A 23,775-nucleotide genomic window follows, 5' to 3' on the forward strand; every position below is an offset into this window, starting at 1 on the left:
GTCTATCCCCTGACAAGTCGGGGCAGGTTGGGAATCTTAAACAAATTCATTTCACTTTATACAAAACCATTGCCCCTTTTTTGTCAGTAAATACAGGTTCAAGATATTCTGTCATAAAAGACTGAAAAAGCGGGAAGTTGAAATCATTAAGATACCCATAGCCTCTTGAAAGTCTGTTAATCTCACTAAAATTTATATAGATATGTGTAATACCCTGTTCCTTGATTTTGTCTGCAACCTGTGATGCAGAACTGCTTTGTGAAATAATTTTTTCCATAGGATTTCTGTTAAAAACCGAGCTTGATAAAACATCTCTGTCTATGTAGAATGTCTGCGCATCACCAAAAAACAAAACCTTTGAGTCCTGTGGTAAAAGATTAATTGCATTATAGATAGGATATGCAGGAAGTATCCTTGAAAGATAATCAGAATAATTTTCTTTACCAAACAATATTGCTAATGGTTCAAAAGACGCCCATAAAAAAGACATAACAACAAGATTTTTCAAAAGAATAACAACGATAAAGCCTCTTAGCACCTTTGAGCCTATCTTAAACAACATCTCAGGATACAAAAGCAGCGTTTTTTTAAATTCTACTATTGTTCCTATACTGCTTCCGAGAACCAGCGCCATAGAAGGAAGAACAGGAAGGAAGAACCTGTCTATCCTGTGTGTTGCAAGTGCCCAAAAAAAACAATATGCCGAAATCCATAAAACAAACATTCTTGCTTTTCTGTCACAAACAGCCCAAAAAATACCAAGTGGAAGAAGAATAAAATATAAAGCACTCTCGCCGATACCACTCCCCAACAATCTTTCTATAATTACCCTGAACATATCAAGCCCTATGCCTCCTACTCTATGTGCATAATTAAACCTTTCTACAAGATGTCCATCCCATACCCTTCCCTGTTCGCTTAAAATTCCAAACACATTATGTAAAAGAGGAAAAACAGGATTACCGGTTGCTATGATATTTCTTATAAGCCAGGGACAAAAAACTATTAGTATACAAATTTCAAATACAGCAAACAATAAAATTTTTTTAAAAAACACCGCTTTTTGAAAAAATATAAGTATTCCACCTAATAGTGCTACAAATAAAACAGCCGGATATTTAATTGAACAGGCGAAACCGGCAATTATACCGGCAAGGATAACCTTTTTAAGGTCAAGCGCATTTTTTGATATGTTTTCTATCAGTATTGAAACCGCAAGGAATGTATACAGCGCAAGCCCCACATCAACAAATGTTTGTGCAGTATTTAAAAATATTTCTCCTGATACATAAAATATAGAAGCACAGATCAGCCCGCTTGTTCTTCCGCCCCATCTTTTACCCATCTGGTATATTGCAAATAAAAGCAGAATACCTGTAAAAACATTAAAAATCTTTGCAAGACTGACACCCCCTGCTGCAAGTCCTGAAAGATATAGCATCCCCATACCAAAGGGGAAATATGTATAGACATTCTCCGGGAAGGGATATATTCTTCCATGCCTTAACCATATCTTTGGTGCAGCAAGATGGTAATTCAAAGAATCATAACTTATTTCAGGAACAAATGCGCTGGTAATAGAAAAAATTATAGAAAAAAATATACATCCTAAAAGAAAATATTCAAACAATGAAAGTTCTCTAAGTATTTCATTTTTTCTTTTAAAAAAAGCCAATATACTTGAAAGAAGAAGTTTTAAGCTTTTCCGACCCACAACCAGCATCACAAGAAGAGGCATAATAAGTATCTGATTATTTAAAGTAAAAAGCGAACCTACAAGAAATACATATGTTGAATATATACCCATACCTATTGCAATGCTTGAAATCCATTTTAAGAAGATATCATCTTCTTTAATAAACAAAAAGACAATATAGTGTCCAAAACAGGCAAAGGCTATAAAAAACACACATCCTGTAAGAACAGTGAGTATGGGTTCAAAAAAAAGATAAGAGAATAAGTCCCTGTATGAAAAAAGTGCAACAAGAAGAACCCCGGTGCCCCATATTAAAAATATAAATTTTATAGCCAGAATGTCTTTTGTAAAAAATTTATTTTCCATATTTTATTCTAACGCCTTTAAAAAATTCAAAAATCCCCCAACAAGTTAAGGGCAAACTCGTGAAACTTGGGATGGCAACTGGTCCTCTGGCAACTGGTGCTCTGGTGCTCTGGTGCTAAAGGAATATCCCCCTTATACCTTATAAAACTGCCGATTTATATTCAATCCTTGAAAGAACATTTTCACTTAAAAACCTTGATAACTGGTTATTGCCTTTATTATTCCATTTATTTGACTGATGATGCATAGAAAGAAAAAGGTGATACTTTGCCCTTGTAATTGCCACATAAAAAAGCCTGTGTTCTTCTTCAATCTCTTCTTCATCTTCCGTATCGGAATAGTTTGGGATAACCCCGTCCATCAAGCCTATAAGAAAAACACACTCCCACTCAAGCCCTTTTGCAGAGTGGATTGTAGAAAGTGTAAGCGTATCCTCAGGAGCACTGTTATGGATAGGGCCTTCAATGGCAAAATCCGAAAGCATTTCCTGTAATGAATTATACCGTGAAGATATCTGTCCCAATGTATTAATGTCCTGTGCCCTTGTCATCCAGTCATCATAGTTTTCTTTTAATATGGGAAGATAGTATTCAAGCATTCTCCTGAATGCCTGTTCCACGCTATGTCCCGACATATACAGACTATCAATTACAGCCCCAAGCTTTTCAAGGTTCTGCGTGTATTTATGCCCCTGTAAAGATAAAAAGGAACCCCGCAACGTTTTTTCCCTTGAGAATTGCGAAACAAGATTTTTATAAATCTGTTCGGATGTTTTAGGTCCTATCCCCTCAATAAGCCTTAATATCCTGTTCCACGATATCTCATCTTTTTGATTTACCAGTATCTTTAAATATGCAAGTATATCCTTTATGTGCGAACTTTCGTAAAATCTTTTCCCGCCAAAAACCCTGTATGGAATGCCCCTTTTGCTTATCTCAGCCTGAAGAGGGATTGATATGTATGACGACCTGAAAAGAACGGATTGTTCGGACAACGGAATACCCTTTTCTTTCAACTCTTTGATAGTATCTACAATCCACTCAGCCTCATCACAGGCATTATCAAATGCAAAAAGTTTAGGACTTTCACCCTCGCCTTTTTTTACGGATATAAGACATTTTGAATATTTATTTTTCATATTCTGCAACACGCAATTACCTATATTAAGTATGGATTGCGTGCTTCTGTAATTTTCTTCTAACTTTATTACCCTGCACCCCGGAAACTTTTTCGGAAATTCCATTATATTTTTATGCGATGAACCCCTGAACCCGTATATGCTCTGTGCATCGTCTCCTACAATCATAATATTCTTTTTTTCACCCGATAAAAGATATGTGATATCACCCTGCAACATGTTCGTGTCCTGATATTCATCCACCATAACATACTGATACCTTGATGTAATTTTCTTTTGTACATCCTTATTTCCAAGAAGAAATTTTAGGTATAACAAAAGGTCGTCATAATCAAAATATGCCGAATCTTTCTTATACCGGCTATAAGACTGCATAATCCCTTTCAGTTCTTTTACATAGTCAAGGAAATAATAGTACTGCTTCATCAGGATATCTTCAATGGATATAGATTTATTTACAACCTGACTGAATATATTTTTAATGGTCCCCTTTTTTGGAAACCCTTTTACCTTTTCTATCCCCATCCTCACCGTACACCGGTGTATGGCGTCTTCTGCATCTACCTCATCAAGTATTGAAAATGATTCCGGGATATTTAATACACTCCCGTATTTCTTTAACATCTTGTATGCAAAAGAATGAAAAGTTCCGCCTTCAATATTCTGGCATCTCCTGTCATGTATGGATGCGCGGGAAAGCATAGAACCCGCCGCTCTTCTTGTAAATGTAAGAAGAAGTGTTGAAGCAGGACTTATATTATTCAGAACAAGGTTTAACACCCTGTATTCAATGACCCTTGTCTTGCCGCTTCCTGCTCCGGCAATTACAAGAACAGGACCCTCAATGGTCGTAACGGCCAGATACTGTGAAGGATTAAGTAGTGTCTTTAAATCCATAGTTTCTATTATACAATATATCTATTTGATATAATAATATTTTCAAGAAAAGGAATACTATGTTTAATAAATACATACACATAAGAGGGGCACGGACACATAACCTTAAAAATATTTCTGTTAAGATTCCGTTAGGAAAATTAACGGTTATAACAGGTGTTTCCGGTTCCGGGAAATCAAGCCTTGCAATAGATACGCTGTATGCAGAAGGAGAAAGAAGATATGTAGAGTCTCTGTCTTCATATGCGAAACAATTTCTTGAAAGGCTCCAAAAACCGGATATTGATTCTATTGATAACCTCCCTCCTGCTATTGCACTGGAACATAAAAATAGCATCAAAACATCAAGGTCAACTGTTGCGACCTTTACTGAAATACATGATTATCTTAGACTTATCTTTAGCAGAATTGGAAAAATAAATTGCACCTTCTGTGAAAGGATTGTAAAAAAAGATGGTCCCTCAGATATAGCAAATTTCATCTTGAACATAAAAGATGCGGAAGTAGTTCTTATCACATTTCCGATAAACATAATTCCATCAATAAAACAAGAAGAATACTGGTCAAATCTTATAGCATCCGGTTTTATCAGGGTGATGGTAAAAAACAAAGTATATGAAATATCAACAGACCCACCTAAATACATAGATGGGGTTGAAAAAATGTATGTGATTGTAGACAGGCTTAATACAGACCTATTTCTGCCTGACAACTGGCCTCTAATAAAACACAGGCTCATATCATCAATAGAAACTGCATATCGTTTTGGCAAGGGAAAATGTTTTATTATTTATAACAAAAATTTCTTTCCTTTCAGCAATGAACTTCACTGTGCATGGTGTGATATAAAATATCAAGACCAAAGGCCAGCCCTTTTTTCATTTAACCACTCATACGGTGCCTGCCCTCAATGTCGTGGTTTTGGAGATATAATAGAACTTGATGAAACACTTATAGTGCCTGATAAAAGAAAAACCATAAAAGAAGGAGCAATAGAGCCCTGGAACAGCCCCATATATTCATACTTCAAAAAAGAAATTGAAGAGTCTGCAAAGATATACAACATCCCTCTTGATATCCCTTATGAACAGATAGAATCTGACAAAAAGAAGATTATATGGGAAGGAACAGATAATTTTACAGGTATAAAACCATTTTTTGAATGGGTTGAATCAAAGAAATACAAGGTGCAGATGCGTGTATTCTATTCAAAATACAGGAAGTACACAAGATGCCCGCAATGCAACGGCAGGAGGCACCGCAAAGAAGCGCTTCTTACAAAAATAGGTGAAAAAGATATCTCTGAGGTTTGTTCAATGACAATCCCAAAAGTACTAAAATTTTTTGAAAACTTAAAATTAACCAACGAAGAATTAAAAATCTCACAAATACTTATTCAAGAAATAAAAGGAAGACTTAATTACCTTATTGAAACAGGGTTGGATTACATTACACTTGACAGACAATCAAAAACACTTTCAGGCGGGGAAACACAAAAAATTACACTTGCAAGCGCATTAGGCTCTTCGCTTTCAAATACACTCTATGTGCTTGATGAGCCAACAATAGGTCTGCACCCCAGAGATACATACAAACTGCTTTCTTGTCTTAATAATCTGTGTAAAATTGAAAACACAGTTGTTATTGTTGAACATGACAGAGACTGTATCAACCATTCTGATTGGATTATTGACCTTGGCCCTGAGGCAGGAGAATTAGGCGGAAAGATAATATATGAAGGAGAACCAGAAGGCATAAAATCGGCAAATTCACTTACGGGAAAATATCTTTCTTTTAGAAAAAGTGTTTATATAAACACAAAAAAAAGAACGCCTCCAGGGTGGCTTGTCATAAGAGGTGCCTGTGAAAACAATCTTAAAAACATAGATGTAAAGATACCGCTGGGGCTTTTCACATCTGTAACAGGCGTTTCCGGTTCCGGTAAAAGCACACTTATTGATACCTGTATTTATAGAAATATTGCAAGATTAAAGGGTATTCAAACAAAAGACCCGGGAGAAATAAAAAGCATTGAGGGTAAGGAAAGAATATCTGGCGTAAGGTTTGTCGACCAGTCCCCTATAAGTAAAACGCCCCGCTCAACACCTGTCACATATCTTAAAGCATTTGATGGTATAAGAAAAATTTTTGCTTCAACCAATGCATCAAAAAGAAAAGGGCTAACAGAGGCACACTTTTCATTCAACTCACAGCAGGGTAGATGTCCTAAGTGTAAGGGGACGGGATTTGAAATAATTGATATGGTATTTCTTGCCGATGTATTTGTCTCCTGTGATTTTTGTCAAACAACCAGATACAAACAGCAGGTTAGGGATATCAGGTTCAAAGATAAAACTATTGCAGATATACTTCAGATGAGTGTTTCTGAGGCAATAGACTTTTTTAAACCCTATAAAAATATAACAAATCCTCTTGGTGTTTTAAGTGATATAGGGATGTCTTATATAAGACTTGGTCAGCCTGCAAACTCTTTGTCAGCAGGAGAATCACAGAGATTAAAATTAGCAAAAGAACTTTTATTCTCACACAAATCAGACATCCTGTATCTTTTTGATGAACCAACAACAGGGCTTCATTTCAACGATATACAAAAACTTCTCATTGCCCTTAACAGGCTTGTGGATGAAGGGAACACAGTTGTTGTCATAGAACATAATATTGATGTTATTTCATCTTCAGACTGGGTAATAGACCTTGGACCCGAAGGTGCTGATAAGGGGGGCTATATTGTTGCAGAAGGAACGCCTGAACAGATTGCCCATTGCAAAAACTCATATACAGGAAGATATATCCACTGCCCATAACCAAAGAGAACAGGTAGCTGGTGACAGGTGACTGATAGCTGATGACAAATGCCAAATGTCAAATCAAATCCAAAATCCAAATGACAAAAAGTATGACCTGTTGATATCTATTTGATATTTGAACTTTGGGGTTTGTCATTTATCATTTATTTGGAATCTGTCATTGCCATCTCTTTACTTTTTTCCAGATTTTACTGTCAGAATCAATTGTTACTTCCCCTTTTATCTTTCTTCTAACTATAATACCAATCTCAAAGACCTGGCAAAAATCGTTTTATCTTGTCTGAAAATAAAGTATGTTAGATAGAGTGTTCCCTGCACTGTTGCGCACCTCTATCTGCCAGCGATATCCTGTCCCTTGCGCCAGATCACGAGTTACCGTATATGAACTCTCGGTCTACCACTTATCCAGCCTGAACTATAGATGACATTAGCTGGTCCATATGGCTCACGACTGATGGCTACTGCATACGCTGTTACACTGGGGTCTAAACTGCCCCATCGGAGTATTGGTCTGAGGTCAGCAATAACAGGTCCCGGTGGTGATGGACTACCTGGTATTGATAATAGTGGTAAAGGTCCACCCTGTAGACCAAGCCCCAACTCCAGCTGCATTGCTGGCCCTTACTGCCCACCAGTACTGAGTGGCGTTAGCCAGGGCAGGACTTATAACTACCGAGGTAGAAAGGAACAATAAGAACGGTAGGGACTCTATCTATGTTTTCAGCAGTCTGGACTATAATTGCAGGTCTAACACCTTGCTGTTCGTGCCCGCCAGAAGCAGGAATTTCAACGAGATAAATATCTCCGAAAATCACGATAAATTAGCCTCAAAATTACTTAGTGCTTCGTCGCTTAAAGTATCCCATTCGTTAAATTCTTTCTTGAGATGGAAATCCGCTTCCCTCTGCAGAATGATACTTTTTTTAAAGATGCGTATAATATTGAGAAGATTAAGAATCTGTTCATCAGGTATATTCTGCAACTCCTTGATAATTTCTTCTTCATATTTGATTTGCGTATGCATTTCTTACCCTCCTTTCAGATAGGGATAATTATAGATCCATTATATCATAATGGCATCAAGCATGGTTGTTTAAATTTTATGATGTGAGAAGGGCGAAGCTTTTTTAGAGCCTTACCCTTCAGAATCTGTTATCTGCCGTTGCGGGTAGTTTTAGTTCACCAAAGTTTTGGGATTTTAGGAATACGCGGCTTCTTCGGTTCCTTTCGTTTCTCCTCCACTGGCTTTTCTGTCGGTTTCATCTCAGGAATAGTTGGTATCCCATACGACATTTTCTGGTATCCTGCTGGAATTTCAAAAAGAGAATCTGGTTGTTTCCCAATGTTTAGATTTTTATATTCCATTGTCCAATTGCCGTCCTCACCCGCTGACTTTATTGGAAAGCCAGAATCGGTAGTAATCCATTGAAAGATAGTCTCTTTCTTATCGCCCACTTTATAAACTATCCTGTATTTATTGGTTGTTTTTTCATCTATTGTTTCTGTGCCCATAAGTTTTCGTTCAACCTCTCTCCCCCCGGCATCTTGTCTGTAGTAGCCACTACATTTTCAGGCTTTAATGACTGTTCCATATACATCTTCTGGTCAGGCATAAGTATCCAGACTACATTCTTATCCATCCTTGTTATGGTGATAGCCTGAGGCATTTCCATTCTTGTTTTTTCTTTTGTAACAAAAATCTTTCCTGTGACAACTCCAGATTTCGTTGTAGAAACCATGTCAGCAGAAAAATCCTGAGCGAAGGCAATTCCTCCAAAAAGGAAAATTAAAGCTACAATCACTAACACGCCTAAAGTTATTCTACTTTGTCTTTTCATAATGTGTGCCCTCCTTTTTCCTCCCTGCCCGCCCCTACCCACTAAATCTTTGGCAGTGGGAACTCTTCAATGGCGGGAGCACCAGGCACCAGTTCGCCTCTGATTATAATCCCTCATATTAAAAAACAAACCCGGAGCTGTTGAGTTGCTTCCCTGTAGTAATATAATTAACAACTCTGGGTTCGTCATGTTCTGATGTTTTTCCCCGTTTGCACGAGGACAAGATTGTTTTTAAAAATGTTAGTAAGGTTTTTTGTATTTGTTTGTCATCATGCAAACCCCCACTTAATAACAAGTCTATTATATAAATTAAGTTTTGCCAAGTACTTTTTCTAAAAAATTTTTTTGCCTGTTCTTGTTTATCCCCGCCACTGAGAATCTGGCGAGCAGGCACGGGCAAGTCAACGCTCCTTCAGGCTTACTGCACCGCAAGGAAGGACGATAGGGTTTTTCACATAGAATGGATTCTCGAGATAAAGGCAGTCGAGTAAAGGCAAAGGGGTTACGGCTGTGTCGCGTCGTCCGCTGAAGTTATTATGCCCGTTTTCTGGATTCGCGTATTGCCTTTAATATTTCTCTTCTTGTAATACTTTTGCTCAAACCCGGCACATCAAAGGGAGAACGGCAAGAGCGTGTTTTAGGCGCAATAGAAAACATATCGCCTTTGCGCCGACGAATAACAACCTCCTCGCTTTTAGACTCTTCAAGGATGTCTGTCAGTTTCTCGCGGGCCTGTGAATAGGTATAAATCTTCATAATTTATTCCACCACCTTTATTCCAAGTTTTCCTGCAATATCACACATACTATCATCAAGGCTGATGAGAGGTAATTTGTTTTCTATGCAGCACTGCAAATAGTACGCATCATAAGCATATATATTGAACCGCAGAGCAATTTTCATCGCCTCGTGAATTTTTACCGAAACCAACCTGACTACTATGCGCTGCGACAGGTCGAACGCCCGAAGGACTTCTCGATCATTAAGACGCCCTTTTCTTTTTACAGCGATTAATGCATTGCCGATCTCATAGGGCAAAACTTCAGGTGAAATAATGCTTCGTCCGGTAGTTTTATTAATAATCCAATCACGGTCGCTCTCGTCGAGGACAACAGCAAGAAATGCGCTTGCATCTGCTACAATTTCCATAGTTTAATTGTACAACTCAGACATGGAGTTGTCAATATGTATTGTCGAGGGCACTATTATTAAGGCTAACGCAAAACTCAGCTGTGCGGGCTGTTTATGCCGCGTCCGCCTTGAGGCGGTACGGTAGCTGTCCCTCTTTATTAGAGTCCTTAATAAATGTCAATAATCAAGACCCCACTCCCCTCTTTTCCCTCTTTTACTTTTGATGCCGGCTTTTTTAAATTCTGCCTCCATTCTCTCTGGTCCATATGGAGGATATTCTTTTACAAAGTTTAGAATCTGCTCTTCTACTTCTTCTGATACTTTATTGGGCATCTTTGGTCTTCCTCTTATCTTTGACCTTAAACCTTCATCTCCTTCTTTATCTCTTCTCTTCTTCTACTTGTAGAACCACTTTCTACTTACTCCATATCTTTTGCAGAGGGAGGTTATTGGTTCCCGATTTTTATATGGCTCTTCGAATATTCTCAGTCTCATTCTATAAAGACACTCTTTTTCTCCCATACCCGAACCTTCTTTTTGTTAGTATTCTACCGGAGGTTCTGGCATGCGTCAAAGAAATCTTTTTTCTCTCTTTTCCTGCCCAAAATTCTGCTTATTTAAGAGCAAATTTTGGGCAGGTAGAACAAAGATTTGTTACCACCACTTGAATATATTACAATTATTTGGAATTTGTCATTTGTTATTTGACATTTATCATTTATTTGGAACTTGTATTTTGTATCTTGGTGCCGAGGTGCTTGGAAATTATGTTCACAGGCTCTATAACACACTGCCTTTTTATTTTTTCTCCTATGGGCTTAAAAATATTTTGTAAATGTCCAATATTTTTTTTATATGGCAATATTCCTAGTATTTCAGTTTTACTAATTTTTTTTATTATGTTTGGATTGTCTTTCTGGATTATCCTGTTTTCTTTTATAAAATTATTGAATATACAACCTATAAAATTTATTTTTTTAAAATGTATCTGATGGATAGATAAAAGACTATGATTGATACAACCCAGTTTATTACCGACAACAAGTACTACGGGGATATTAAATTTTTTTATCAGGTCTATAGAAAGATAATTACAATTCAAGGGAACCATCAATCCGCCGGTTCCTTCTACAATAATAAAATCAAATATAGATTTTAATTTATAGAAATAAGTTTGTATTTTTGAAATACTTACGGTTTTATTCTCCATCCTTGCAGCAAGATGGGGTGATGCAGGAAACTTAAAAACATAAGGACACATCAAATTTTTATACCTGTGGTAGGTGTTGCTATATTTATCAGAGGTCAAAAATTTAAGATGGGTGTTGATATCCTCTGCTGATGATGAACCTGTTTGAACCCACTTCTGTGTAACAACACTATATCCTTTTTCCAGTAAAAATTTAGCCAGAAGCCCTGTTACCACACTTTTCCCAACGGATGTATCTGTTCCTGCTATAAATATTACATGCATTGCTCCTGCCCTCGTATTAGCCTCTCATTAGAAGGACTCTTTCCTTATCTTTGGGACAGTCCCTTACATAAAAATATTTGATATGTTGCTGTTATATCCTCAAAATGCTGTTTATAGATTCCTTCTGCATAATTTATTTTCTTTTTGTCCCAGTAAAAACCTCTGCTATCACCCTGAACACCTGTGTACTTTATTTTTTTTAAAAGTTCTAAAAAAGATGGATACATTTCCTTTATATTTAACTCTTCAATATAAAATGTTATAAAAACCCTTTTTAAAATCTGCTCTAATTCAATTTTACTTAAAAAACATGAAGATGCTGTTCTGGAATTAGTATTTGTTAGTTTCAGAATTTTATCTAACTCAAAAAAAGTGCCTTTTCCGAATATAGAAAAAATAAAAAGACCATTTTTTTTTAACATTTGTTTGTATCTTGACAAACACTGTTCTAAATTCTCAAGCCATTGAAAACTTGAGTTTGCTGCTACAATATCCATATCCTTAAAATCCAGCTTTTTATCCTCTGCATCTGCAATAAAAAAATTAACACCATCTTTTATCTTTATTTTAGCCAATTGAACCATCTGGGCAGAGATGTCAAAAGAAAATATATCTGCATCTGTAAAACATTTCCTTAAAAGCATTGTAAAATTCCCTGTCCCGCACCCTATTTCAAGTATATTTGGCCTTTCAAAACAAAAACCATTTACAAGCCTTAAAAGTTTTTGACCTGCACAATACTGTATATTTGCATACTTATCATAAAAGGCTGCATACCGTGAAAAATTTTTAATTATCCTATCCTTATCCATCTTATTCCAGTTGCCTGTTACCAGTCATCCGTTCTATGAGGTTTTTGCAACCGCTCAAAGGATCTAAAGGTTCACTAATTCACTGATTATGAACTCAACTGCTTTTTTTTTATTTCTATTTGCAGATGTATTGATTTCTTTTATCTGATTCTGTATCTTTTGTTTTATCTTTTCAATTTCTTTTTTACCTTCCTCATCAATCTGGATTGATATTTTTTCTGCTTCTTTTTCGGCATCTATAATTGCTTCTTCTATGGCCTGTTTTGCTTTTTGTTTTGAAGATGTAATTCTTCTGTGCGCTTCCCTGTGGGCAGATGAGATTATCTGGTCTGCTTTATTTTCTGCTTCCTGTATTTTTGATACGATATCAAGTGCCATATTTTTCCTTTATCTTATCTGAACACCTAATTGTTTAACAATGTTATCTTTTACGCCGTTATGCATATCATCCACCTCTTTGTCGGTAAGTGTTTTGTTTTTTGAACGATATACTATTGAAAGGGCAAGACTTTTTTTCTTTCCAAATACCTGTTTTCCCTTATATTCATCAAATACGAATACATTTTCTATAAAATCGTTTGCGTTTTTTTTTACACACTCTGTTACATCCTGAACTGCTATTTTTTTATCTATAACAAATGAAATGTCTCTTGTAACAGAAGGATATTTGGGAAGTTCGGTAAATACAATGTTTTTGTTGATGTTGCTTTTTATTGAATCTATGTCTAATTCTACCATCCATACATCAATATCTATCTGAAATAAACAGGCCACGCTTTTTTTTACCCTACCTAAATACCCGAGATGTTTGCCGCCGTGTTCAATATTCCAACACATTTCTTCTTCAAACATGTGAAATTCGGATTTTGTAAAATTGATATTTTCTATTTTTAAGTATCCGAGCAAAGAAATAAGGATACCTTTTAAATCAAATATATCAATCTGTCTTTGCTTTTCTTTCCAGTTTTTTTGTGTCCTACCGGAAACTCCAATACAAATCTTTTCAACCTTTTTTATATAACCATCGTCTTTAATATAACAGTGCCCCACCTCAAACAACCTTACACCTTCAATTCCTCTGTTAAGGTTTCTTGATACTCCTGACAGTATACCCGGTATTATCGTAGGTCTTAAAACCCCCTGTTCGGAACTTAAAGGGTTTAATACAGAAACAACAATGTTTTTATCAATGCCACAATTCTGAACTGTTTGAAGGCTATGAAGTGAATATGTATAAGCCTCATATAATCCTATATCGGATAAATATATTCTTATGTTTTTAAGAAAGACGTAATCTTCATCTCCTGATAAAAGTGTATCCTGTCTTACAATTGATATTTTTTCAACCGACAAGGTGTCTCTAAAATTTGTTACAGGAAGTGTTGATTTGAAGATATCATATCCCGATATGCGGGCAACCTCTTCACAAAGGCCCTGTGCCGTGTAGATATCCTGCCTTCTTGGGGGAATGCTTACATACAGTTTTTCTCTTGATACTGTTTTTATATCAAAACCAAGCCCTTTGAATATCTTTCTTGCAGACTGAGGTTTAATATTTTTCCCAAGAAAATTGCCTGCCCACTTGCAATTAAATAATATTTTTTTTGGTTTTAAAGGTTTTTTCCCTTCATCCAATGTTTTTCCAACAATCTTTCCACCTGCAATCTCAGATATCAAAAGAGCAGCCCTTCTTAAGCCACCAAGAACACAACCTGGGTCAACCCCTCTTTCAAACCTGTATGAAGAATCTGTTGAAAGCCCTATGGACCTTCCTGTGTTTCTTATTAAAACAGGATTAAACATCGCACTTTCAAGAAACACATTTTTTGTATTTTCTGTAACCTCAGAGCCTGTTCCTCCGATAATGCCAGCAAGTGCAAGGGGTGTATTTTTATCTGCAATAACAAGAAAATTGTTTGAAAGTTTTCTCTCAATACCGTCAAGTGTTTTTATCGTCTCACCTTCTTTTGCAAACCTTACATAAATGGAATTACCCTGTATAAGGTCAGAATCAAAGGCATGGAGGGGTTGTCCTGTTTCCATTAAAACAAAGTTTGTTATGTCAACAATATTGTTTATAGCCCTTAAACCCACAGATGTTATTCTCTTAATAAGCCACTCAGGGGATTTTGCAACCTGGACATTTTTAATAATTTGACCCGTATACCTGTGGCAGGATTCTTTTGAAGATATATCCACAGACAGGGTTTCTTGCTTGGATATTTTAAGTGTTTCCCACCGAAGGGTTGCTTCTTTGACAGGGTCTTTTATTGTTTTGCCCAAAACCGTTGCTACCTCTCTTGCAACACCGACCATACTTAAACAGTCTGCCCTGTTTGTTGTAACCTCTGCTTCAAGTAAAAAATCTCCAAACATAGGTAGGCTTTCTACCTTTTCTACTTTTAAACCGCAAGAGGTAAGCCTTTTTGCAAGCTCATCAGCTGTCCAGTTAAATTCAATATAATCTTTTAACCAGTTATATGAGATATTCATGTTTTAAAATTGTCTTAAAAATCTTATATCATTTTCAAAAAACAATCTTATATCGGGAATAAGGTATTTAAGCATCGCAATTCTTTCAACCCCCATACCGAATGCAAAACCGGTAAACCTTGCCTTTGAATAGCCAACATTTTGAAAAACATTTTGGTGTATCATTCCACAACCAAGTATTTCTTTCCATCCGCTTCCGTTACATACACCACAACCTTTTCCCGAACAAAATATACAGGACATCTCAACCTCCGCACTGGGTTCTGTGAAAGGGAAATAGTGTGGAATAAATCTTGTTTTTACCTCTTTTCCAAAAAGTGATTTAAGAAAAACCTCTATAACTGCCTTTAAATCTGTGAACCGCACATTTCTATCCACAAAAAACCCCTCTATCTGATGGAACATAAAAGAATGGGTTGCATCTACTGCATCAGGCCTGTAGACCCTTCCCGGAGATACAACCCTCAGGGGAGGTTTTATTTTTTCCATCACCCTTCCCTGAACAGTTGAGGTCTGACTTCTTAATAAAAGATTATTTTCTTTATCAGGCGCGGGAATATCAAGATAGAATGTATCAAAGGCATCTCTTGAGGGATGGTTCTTGGGGATATTAAGCATTGTAAAATTATATTTTTCAGATTCTACCTCGGGACCTTCTATAACAGAAAAGCCCATTCTTATGAAAATATCGCATATTTCATCTATAACCTTTGACAGTGGATGGACACTTCCCTGAAAACCTACAACCGGCATTGAGATATCTATGAAAGGTTTTTCTTCATCGTGCCGAAGAGCGGATAATTTATCATTGATAGTTTGTTCTAATTGCTTGCGCCAGATATTTATTGCTTTTCCAATAACAGGTCTTTCTTCAACCGGAAGATTACCGATACCTGTTAGCATTTCAGAAATAACACCTTTTCTGCCAAGATATTTTATCTTTATCTTTTCTAACTCTTTTATATTTTTTGCAGACTCTACTTCAAGCAATGCAGACTCTCTTATTTTATCAATACCAATGGTCATATCTTTGCAGATGTCGCAGTTTTTGTTAACTCTGTAAATGAAGAGGGGTCGTTTAGTGCTATCTGGGCAAGGACCCTCCTATCTAATTCAACCTTTGCTTTTTTAAGTCCGTTTATAAAACTACTATACATAATATTATTCGCCCTGCATGCGGCATTTAAGGCAACTATCCACTTTTGCCTGAAATCTCTTTTTTTTACCTTTCTATCTCTTGTGGCATAAACAAGGGCCCTTCTTTTTGTTTGGAGTGCATGCCTGTAATGTTTGGACCTTCCAAGATATGCACCTTTCATACTTTTCAAAAGTCTTTTTCGTCTTTTTAGTCTTGCTACATTTGTTTTTACTCTTGACATTTTATCCTCCAAATTTTATTTACATAGTATTGATTAATATGGTAGCAATGAAAGAATCCGTTTTTTCTCAACATTGCTTATCTGTTTTACACCGGAAATTTTTCTCTTTCTTTTTCTATTTTTTGATATTAAAAGATGTCTGTGCCCGGACCTGCTATGAATAATCTTCCCCCTTGCAGTAATGCGAAACCTTTTAGCAGCTGCTTTTACAGTTTTTAATTTTTTCAATTAAATCCCCCCTTATTTGGGTTTTAAAACAACAACTATATTCCTACCATCCTGAACAGGTGCTTTTTCAATTCCAGTCCACCCGGAAGAATCCTGGATAAACCTGTCAAGAGTTAACCGCCCTTTTTCCATATGTATCATTTCTCTACCTCTGAAAGTCATTGTTATCTTCACTCTTTTGCCCTTTTTTATAAAACCTTCCATATATTTAAGTTTTACAAGATAATCATGTTCTGCAATCTTTGGCCTGATTTTTATCTCTTTTACATCAGAAGAGTGTTGTTTCTTTTTTGCCTCTCTTGTTCTTTTCTCCTGCTCGTATTTAAACTTTTTAAAATCCATTACCCTGCAAACAGGGGGTGTTGCATTGGGAGCAACCTCAACCAAGTCAAGACCTTGTTCTCTTGCCATTCTTAATCCTTCTGATAACGTAACAATACCAATCTGCTCACCATTTGCACCTATAAGACGAATCTGAAGTGCCCTTATTTGTGTGTTAATCCTTATAAAACTAGAAATCTTTAATCACCTCCTCCTTGTTTGCCCGGAGCACCAGTTGCCTGTTTTTATTCCAAGGCCTCCTGCCTGCGGTAGGCAGATGTTGTATCGGGGTTATGCGATAAGCCCCTGCAGAGTTAGGTATTCTAACATCCTATTACAAAAGTATCAATTGTAACAATAAACCATGTTATCTACTTTACACTTTTTCTACCCATAATTTTTTAAATTCTTCAGTTATTTTATAACCCAAAGGCGTGTTTATGTTCACCTTATCAGTATCAGTGGTTTTTTCTGTTCCGCCTATATGTAGAGGAGATTTTTGTTTTGTTCTTTGCGAAAGGAATTCCTGAACACCTACAACCCTGGCTCCGCTTTTTTTTACAAATTCTCTTATTGCAATATCATCTGTTATAAATACCATCTGTTTTGGATTGCCTTTGTTCACAAGCTTTTTTATAACATTATCTGCTGGCTCATCTCTTGAAAATATAACACTGCAACCACTATGTCTTTCTATTCCTATTACGCCGCTTTTGCCATCAAAAACAACTACTAACCTGTTTCTTTCGCTTCCGGCACAATTTTTAAGCCTCTGGATAACCAATCTTCTTCCCTGCTCCAGTGAAATATTTTCGCATTCTTTTATTTTGTGCAATATATTATAACCATCTGCAATAAATATAATAGACATCTATCTTATCTGCCTCTTCGCAAATGTGAACCTGAAACTCTGCACCAGCCCTTCTCTTGAATTTTCAATAATAAAAGGGGTATCTGTTTTAATATATGCTTTTATAGGTTCTACTGCTGGCGGTAAAAGGTCCGACTTAAGAATCGAGTCTATACCATTTTTAACAATCCCGCCCACACTTACCACACCTTCAACTGAAGAGTCATTTCTGCTTATAATCCATATCTGTTCTGTTCCGTAGCTTATTCTGTAGATATTTCCGACAAACGGTATAGATATACTATCTTTTACTATGCCTGTTATACGAACAGACTGATTATTAAGTTGAGGACCATTTTTTAAGATATAATATACTTTATCAAACGATGCACACCACAAGAAAAATGCTACAAATATCAAAACGCTTACAGTTATAACCAATTTAATTTTTATTACCGTAGATTATTTTTTCTATAAATCCCATAATGGTCCTTCCACTACATTATAAAATCAATTATTATACCTGTCAACTCATAAAAATACATATTTAGACCGTTGACGCTTCGCTAAAAGTCATCAACGGTCTTGATTACACAGATTTTTGAAAGATTACACCGATTTTGTCGTCGGAGTTTAATCTGTGTAATCCGTTTCAATCTGCGTAATCAGAGATTGTTGGGGTTTTTCAACAATCTCATATTAGGAATGAGAAGAGATTATAAGGTTAAGGTTGAGAAAACAGGTGATAGGTGACAGGACTTCTCGCCAGTGTGTATGGCAGGGTTTTAAGTTCTTAACTTGTCTTTTGCAAAGATGAGGAAAAATGCATAGTATTTTTTTAAAATAAAGAATATAATAAAAATATGGCGATATTGGAAAAAGATAAATTTTTGAGATTCCCTGATATACTTCTTATTCAGGCCTCTGCTGGTTCAGGAAAAACACATACACTTGTGCTTCGTTATCTTCAGTATATCCTTTCAGATAATATCGCACACAATGACATATCCAGTATACTTGCAATTACATTTACAAACAATGCGGCACTTGAAATGAAACAAAAAATATTGAAAAAACTTAAAAATATTGCTATATCCGATAAAAAAGACCCGGAGATTCTTGAAATTGTTCAAATAAAAGAAGACCTATCAAAAAAAGCATCGGATACAGTTGAAAATATACTTAATAGATACTCGGATTTTAGAATTCAAACAATAGATAGTTTTATGAACAGGGTGCTTAACTGTTGCACTTTTGATATCGGACTTCCACCATCGGTTGAAATTACAACCTCTTATTTTGAACTGATAGACTATACACTTTCATTAATCTTAAAAGAGGTTGTTGGGTCTGAAGAATCACAAATTAAAAAAGATTTTGAAGATTTTCTTTCTGTTATTAATCTTATAGAAAAAAATACATTTGTGTGGGATCCTGTTTTTAAAATAACCAAGATATTCAATACACTTTTAGAAGAAGAGGCTAAAAATCTTGGGGAAATAACGGTTGAAAGACAAAACCCAAAGCCCGATAACGCCTTTGACAGGTTTGTAAAAAAATTTGAACTTGTAGAAAATCTTATAAACAATCCTTCTCTTATAAAATCCTCCCATAATCCAGAAGATTATAAAAAAATAATAGAGGAAAAAAACCTTCAGGCTCTTATGTCAAAAACATTTTCAGAACGGACAATGCCTGTTAAAAAAACAACAAGCCCAATATATGAACAAGCAAAAGTCAAATGGGAATCAATAAATGAAGACTTAAAAGAAATTGCCGAATATCTTTCCATTGCCAGATACCAACCGTATTTAAGGCTATATAAAAATTTTAAGGAAAGGCTTCTAAAGATCAAATTAGAAAGAGGATGGATATATATAAGCGATATAAACAAGATGCTTTCTGATTATATAAAAAAAGATACTGTTCCAATGGTATATTTTGGGCTTGGAGATTATCTTTATCATTTTATGATAGATGAATTTCAGGACACGGATATTATCCAGTGGAAAAATATAACACCGCTTATAGAAGAAGGACTTTCCCGGGGCGGCTCACTTTTTGCAGTGGGCGACCTAAAACAGGCAATATATATGTTTAGAAATGCCGATTACAGAATAATGTCAGAGTTTATAAACACCATCAATAACAATTCTCAACACTACAAATATCTTACCAACATCTCAAATAAATGCCGGGTTAAAGACCTTGAAAAAAATTTTAGAAGTGGAAGTGTAATTGTTCAATATGTAGAAAATTTGTTTAAAAACAAATTAAAACAATACATAGAAGATGATAGAACAAATCTTACAACATATACCCAGTATCCGCTTGAAGAAAAAAAGAACAAAGGATATGTTCTTACAAAAATTATCAAAGAGGAAAAGGAAATCTCTACGGAAAAAGATGTGCTTTATGGTTTAATTGAAGATATTAAAAAAAGGCATAGTTATAGGAATATTGCAATACTTTCAAATACCAATACAGATGTTGAAACAATACTTGAATGGCTACAGAATAAACAGATTCCCTCCTGTTCTTACAGCTCTCTGGATATAAGAAAAAGAAAAATCATAATGGAAATAACAAGCCTTTTAAAATTTCTTGATAAACCAACCGATGACCTTTCATTTGCCACTTTTATTTTGGGTGATATATTTGTTAAAAAAACAAAAACAGTCGGAGATGATGTTCTGAAATTCCTTTTTGATTCAAAAGACAAAAAAAAATCTGAATACCTGTATGTCCTGTTTAGAGAAAGTAATTTATTTAAAGATGTATGGAACAAATATTTTGATGTGCTTTTTAAGAATGTGGGCTTTCTTCCCCCATACGATCTTATCTGGCTTATCTTTTATAAATTTGAAGTACTTGAAATTTTTGAAGACCAGACCGGTTTTCTTATGAAATACCTTGAAGCAATAAATACAATTGAGGGGAAAGGGAAAAACAGTATAAATGAACTATTAAAAATAATAGAGGGCAGACAGAGTCAAGAAGAAGCCATCCTTGATATTACGCTTCCGGATTATATAGATGCAATAAGGGTTATGACCTTTCATAAATCAAAAGGTCTGGATTTCCCCGTTGTAATAAATCTTATATACAGCAAACAAAGACAACGGGATGCAATCTACTTTAAAAAAACAGAAAATGCAATAAGTGTCCACTATATAAACAACAGTTTTGCTAAAAAATCTCCTGTTCTTGAATCTATCTATAAAGAAAAACAAACAGAAGATAGAATCCAATTTTTAAACACACTATATGTGGCAACAACAAGGGCAAAAGATGAATTATACAACATAGTTATAAAATCTACAAAGGCGGATGCTTTTTTAAGTATATTTGACGAGTATGAAAATGGACAAAGAGCATAAAAACATAATCTTAACACCCTCGTATAATCTGATTGAATATACAGCAGATATTATACTGAAAGACAAACACTTTGAAAGTCTTGTGGTATTTCCGGGCAAAAGGCCGGGCCATTTCCTAAGAAAAACGCTTCTACAAAAAGGGGATGTTTCACCTCAAACCATATTTTCAATGGATGAGTTTATAGAGGATGCTTTCAAAAAAATAGGACCAGGGTTTCAAGATATAACACCCCTTGACGCTATATCAATCATCTTAAAAATACAACCTTTTGGCATGAAAGGTGAAAACACAATTGAATCTTTTATACCATGGGGATTTAAGATATTTTCAGATTTTGAACAGATGTATATTGAAAATACAAAAACCCGAAAGATAAGAGAAATAGAGACCATACTGGATGAAACATTTCCTGAACAGATAAAAGAAAGGTTCGGAAATTTTTCAGCCTGCTATGAAAAATTTTATCAATACATCCTGGAGAATAAAAAAGCAACAAGGTCTTTTAAGTATAAAGAGATTTCAGAACAAATTCAGCCCGCTCTTTTAAAAAGATTTAAAAATATAATATTTGCAGGATTTTTTGCACTTACAGATTGTGAAAAGACCATCTTTGATAAAATAAAAACACTGGATAATTCAACTTTTATATTCCAAAAATCAGAGTCATTAGGAAAAATGTTTAAGGTGGCTGAATCTGGTTACATTTCAGACACAAACGATACAGAACCGGTATTCCATTTTTACAGGGCATTTGATGTCCATTCACAGATATTTGAGCTTAAAAAACATTTTAGCCAAAAATCTTACCCCTCCGCCGACAGGCAGGGTGCCCCCTCTGATGTGATATGTATCCCTTCTGTGCAAACACTTTTTCCTCTTTTGCAGTATGTTCTTCTGCCGGGTGGAATAAAACACAACATATCAATGGGATACCCTCTTTTTAGAACACCTCTGTTTCTTCTGTTGAATATCTTAAAAAACACAATACAAACAATGCAGTCTGTTCGTATAGAACAGACTTCCAAGGGAAAAGAAGAACAGGTATTTGTTCCGCAGTATCTTCTTTTTGTACTGCATCCATATATAAAAAACATATACCTGAAACAGTCAAGCACCGCTTCTCGTATAATATTCCATACAATAGAAGATTGCCTTATAGATAATGGAAACAGGTTCATAGGATTGGATAGCATAGAAAATGATGAAAAGATTCTCAAAACCAGCTATGAGAAGATTAAAAATGCATTAATAAAAGAGATAGAATATGAAGATATTAAAAAACATCTACGGGAAATACATTCAACCGCACTAAAACCATTTTTTAGAATAGTCAATATCAGGGACTTTTCAGAAAAAATTCAAAGCCTGATATATTTTATATCCAAACAAAGTCCTATAAATTATCACCCCTATGCTGTTGAGTTTATAAAGACAGCCATAGAAGCATTAGAAGACTTAAAAATAAATCTTTTATCAGAAGAAAAATTTTCGTATATTGAGGGTTATTTTAACCTTCTTGAAAATTATATAAAAACAATAAATATTCCGTTTGAGGGAACACCGCTTGAAGGACTTCAGGTTCTCGGTTTTCTTGAAACGAGAAATATAAAATTTGAAAATGTCTACATACTTGATGTAAATGAAGGAGTAATTCCGGATACGAAAAAAGAAGACACAATACTTACACATAGTATAAGAAAGTATCTCGGGCTTCCGACATATGAGCAAAGGGAAATAATCTCAAAACATTATCTTGACACACTCATACTGTCTTCAAAAAATGTCCATATATTTTATATTGAAAATAAAGACAAAGAAAAAAGCAGATTTGTAGAACAGATAATCTGGAATATACAAAAACAAGCCCAAAGTATAGAGGTTGCAAACTGTAAAGATATATTTCTTCCTGTTCAGTTTAGTCAGAAAAACACAGAGCCAATCAAAAAAAACAAGGATTATATTGACTTTCTTCTTAATTTTAAGTTTTCCCCATCCTCAATTGATACATATCTTCACTGCCCTGTCCAATTCTTCTATCAATATATTTTAAAGATTTCAGAGAAAGAAATAATAGGAGAAATAGAGAAGAAACATATAGGTTCAGCGGTTCACAGGATATTAAATATATTCTTCACACCAAGAAAGTTAAAGCCCCTTGTGATAGGAGAAGAAGATTATAAACAAATCCAACAGATTACAGATATTGTATTTGAAGAAGAATATGGAAAATCCATAGAAGGAAGGCTGTATTTGATAAAGATGCAGATTAAAAAAAGAATGACAGACTATCTAAAATATGTCCAAAGCGGTAAAGAAAAAATAGTTATCCAGGAATGTGAAAAACTATATTATGCAGGTATAAAAATAAACTCTAAAACCATAACCCTGAAAGGAAAGATTGACAGGGTTGACAGAAGAGATAATGCTATATTTATCATTGATTATAAGACAGGTTCGACTGTTAAAATACCAAACAAAAAATTTTCAATTACAGAAAGAGAAACTTGGGCAAAAACACTTAATTCTATTCAACTTCCATTTTACATATTTCTGTTTTTGGAAAATAATAAAATACATAATATTGAAAACATAAACAGTCTGCTTGTTGAATTATCAAGAGCAGATATAGAAGAAAAAATGCTGTTTGAAAATAAACAAGTCAGAAGTATCCGAGAGCAAATTTTTCAACAATACAAAGAAGCAATATCCCAGCTCATTGAAGAAATCCTTCAACCTGGTATTGACTTTTATCCGACACAAAATCCTGAAAAAGAATGCCCTAACTGTGTGTTTAAAACTATATGCTCAAAACAATACTTATAAATAAATATCCGCCCCGAGCCTAGTCCCGCCTGTGACAAGAAGACAGATAGCAAGCAGGCGTTGAAGGCCTGAACCTTAACCATTCCACCAATTGTAATTATAACAAAGCATATAATTAGA

At 35.2% G+C, this 23,775-nt stretch carries 24 protein-coding genes; 4 read left to right on the plus strand and 20 right to left on the minus strand.

What is annotated here, in order from left to right; genetic code table 11:
• Positions 1–46: 46 nt before the first annotated feature.
• Entirely contained in the window at positions 47–2,062 is a 2,016-nt protein-coding gene (locus B9J78_05810; protein ID MBA2124428.1) for a hypothetical protein, read from the minus strand.
• A 139-nt stretch (positions 2,063–2,201) separates the two neighbouring features.
• A complete protein-coding gene (locus B9J78_05815) occupies positions 2,202–4,097 on the minus strand; it encodes a hypothetical protein (protein ID MBA2124429.1) in 1,896 nt (631 codons plus the stop codon).
• A 59-nt stretch (positions 4,098–4,156) separates the two neighbouring features.
• On the opposite strand from B9J78_05815, the gene B9J78_05820 reads away from it, so the two are divergent.
• A complete protein-coding gene (locus B9J78_05820; GenBank protein MBA2124430.1) occupies positions 4,157–6,922 on the plus strand; it encodes an excinuclease ABC subunit A in 2,766 nt (921 codons plus the stop codon).
• A gap of 375 nt (positions 6,923–7,297) precedes the next feature.
• Here B9J78_05820 and B9J78_05825 read toward each other — a convergent pair whose 3' ends face one another.
• From B9J78_05825 to B9J78_05860, 8 genes are all read right to left on the minus strand, one after another.
• Positions 7,298–7,537, minus strand: coding sequence for a hypothetical protein (locus B9J78_05825; GenBank protein MBA2124431.1), 240 nt, complete (start codon positions 7,535–7,537; stop codon positions 7,298–7,300).
• 35 nt (positions 7,538–7,572) lie between these two features.
• Positions 7,573–7,743 carry a hypothetical protein gene (locus B9J78_05830; protein ID MBA2124432.1) on the minus strand — a complete coding sequence of 57 codons (171 nt, stop codon included), beginning with the start codon at positions 7,741–7,743 and terminating at the stop codon, positions 7,573–7,575.
• Positions 7,737–7,949 carry a hypothetical protein gene (locus B9J78_05835; GenBank protein ID MBA2124433.1) on the minus strand — a complete coding sequence of 71 codons (213 nt, stop codon included), beginning with the start codon at positions 7,947–7,949 and terminating at the stop codon, positions 7,737–7,739. Before B9J78_05835 ends, B9J78_05830 begins: the two co-directional genes overlap by 7 nt.
• Before the next feature lie 155 nt (positions 7,950–8,104).
• Positions 8,105–8,437 carry a hypothetical protein gene (locus B9J78_05840; GenBank protein ID MBA2124434.1) on the minus strand — a complete coding sequence of 111 codons (333 nt, stop codon included), beginning with the start codon at positions 8,435–8,437 and terminating at the stop codon, positions 8,105–8,107.
• A complete protein-coding gene (locus tag B9J78_05845; GenBank protein ID MBA2124435.1) occupies positions 8,419–8,805 on the minus strand; it encodes a hypothetical protein in 387 nt (128 codons plus the stop codon). Before B9J78_05845 ends, B9J78_05840 begins: the two co-directional genes overlap by 19 nt.
• A 76-nt stretch (positions 8,806–8,881) precedes the next feature.
• Positions 8,882–9,163, minus strand: coding sequence for a hypothetical protein (locus B9J78_05850; GenBank protein MBA2124436.1), 282 nt, complete (start codon positions 9,161–9,163; stop codon positions 8,882–8,884).
• A 134-nt stretch (positions 9,164–9,297) separates the two neighbouring features.
• Entirely contained in the window at positions 9,298–9,519 is a 222-nt protein-coding gene (locus B9J78_05855; GenBank protein MBA2124437.1) for a prevent-host-death protein, read from the minus strand.
• A 3-nt stretch (positions 9,520–9,522) separates the two neighbouring features.
• Positions 9,523–9,912: a hypothetical protein gene (locus tag B9J78_05860; GenBank protein ID MBA2124438.1), complete on the minus strand. Its 390-nt coding sequence runs from the start codon at positions 9,910–9,912 to the stop codon at positions 9,523–9,525.
• Positions 9,913–10,343: 431 nt separating this feature from the next.
• Here B9J78_05860 and B9J78_05865 point away from each other — a divergent pair, with 431 nt between their 5' ends.
• Positions 10,344–10,562, plus strand: coding sequence for a hypothetical protein (locus B9J78_05865; GenBank protein ID MBA2124439.1), 219 nt, complete (start codon positions 10,344–10,346; stop codon positions 10,560–10,562).
• Between the two features lie 50 nt (positions 10,563–10,612).
• Here B9J78_05865 and B9J78_05870 read toward each other — a convergent pair whose 3' ends face one another.
• The 10 genes from B9J78_05870 to B9J78_05915 all read right to left on the minus strand — a co-directional run bounded on the left by B9J78_05870 (position 10,613) and on the right by B9J78_05915 (position 17,892).
• On the minus strand, positions 10,613–11,368 hold the full coding sequence (locus tag B9J78_05870; protein ID MBA2124440.1) for a dethiobiotin synthase: 756 nt from the start codon (positions 11,366–11,368) through the stop codon (positions 10,613–10,615).
• Between the two features lie 44 nt (positions 11,369–11,412).
• A complete protein-coding gene (locus B9J78_05875) occupies positions 11,413–12,180 on the minus strand; it encodes a hypothetical protein (protein ID MBA2124441.1) in 768 nt (255 codons plus the stop codon).
• A 63-nt stretch (positions 12,181–12,243) separates the two neighbouring features.
• Positions 12,244–12,558: a hypothetical protein gene (locus B9J78_05880; GenBank protein MBA2124442.1), complete on the minus strand. Its 315-nt coding sequence runs from the start codon at positions 12,556–12,558 to the stop codon at positions 12,244–12,246.
• Between the two features lie 9 nt (positions 12,559–12,567).
• Positions 12,568–14,673, minus strand: a complete 2,106-nt coding sequence (locus tag B9J78_05885; protein ID MBA2124443.1) for a phenylalanine--tRNA ligase subunit beta — start codon at positions 14,671–14,673, stop codon at positions 12,568–12,570.
• A gap of 3 nt (positions 14,674–14,676) precedes the next feature.
• The gene (locus B9J78_05890) at positions 14,677–15,699 is read right to left on the minus strand and encodes a phenylalanine--tRNA ligase subunit alpha (protein MBA2124444.1); all 1,023 of its coding nucleotides are present in this window, start codon (positions 15,697–15,699) and stop codon (positions 14,677–14,679) included.
• Entirely contained in the window at positions 15,696–16,052 is a 357-nt protein-coding gene (locus B9J78_05895) for a 50S ribosomal protein L20 (protein ID MBA2124445.1), read from the minus strand. The genes B9J78_05890 and B9J78_05895 overlap by 4 nt, the downstream gene beginning before the upstream one ends.
• 33 nt (positions 16,053–16,085) lie before the next feature.
• Positions 16,086–16,280, minus strand: a complete 195-nt coding sequence (locus tag B9J78_05900; GenBank protein MBA2124446.1) for a 50S ribosomal protein L35 — start codon at positions 16,278–16,280, stop codon at positions 16,086–16,088.
• A gap of 12 nt (positions 16,281–16,292) precedes the next feature.
• The gene (locus tag B9J78_05905; protein ID MBA2124447.1) at positions 16,293–16,787 is read right to left on the minus strand and encodes a translation initiation factor IF-3; all 495 of its coding nucleotides are present in this window, start codon (positions 16,785–16,787) and stop codon (positions 16,293–16,295) included.
• 190 nt (positions 16,788–16,977) lie between these two features.
• A complete protein-coding gene (locus tag B9J78_05910) occupies positions 16,978–17,472 on the minus strand; it encodes a hypothetical protein (protein ID MBA2124448.1) in 495 nt (164 codons plus the stop codon).
• The gene (locus B9J78_05915) at positions 17,473–17,892 is read right to left on the minus strand and encodes a hypothetical protein (GenBank protein ID MBA2124449.1); all 420 of its coding nucleotides are present in this window, start codon (positions 17,890–17,892) and stop codon (positions 17,473–17,475) included. It abuts the gene before it with no gap.
• Positions 17,893–18,314: 422 nt separating this feature from the next.
• Between B9J78_05915 and B9J78_05920 the strand changes: the two genes are divergently transcribed.
• Both B9J78_05920 and B9J78_05925 read left to right on the plus strand, forming a co-directional pair.
• Positions 18,315–20,831: a hypothetical protein gene (locus tag B9J78_05920; GenBank protein MBA2124450.1), complete on the plus strand. Its 2,517-nt coding sequence runs from the start codon at positions 18,315–18,317 to the stop codon at positions 20,829–20,831.
• Complete coding sequence (locus B9J78_05925) at positions 20,809–23,655, plus strand: hypothetical protein (protein MBA2124451.1); 2,847 nt, start codon at positions 20,809–20,811, stop codon at positions 23,653–23,655. Before B9J78_05920 ends, B9J78_05925 begins: the two co-directional genes overlap by 23 nt.
• Positions 23,656–23,775: the final 120 nt, after the last annotated feature.

It is taken from the genome of bacterium Unc6, assembly GCA_013626165.1.
Lineage (GTDB): Bacteria > Omnitrophota > Gorgyraeia > Velesiimonadales > Velesiimonadaceae > Velesiimonas > Velesiimonas alkalicola.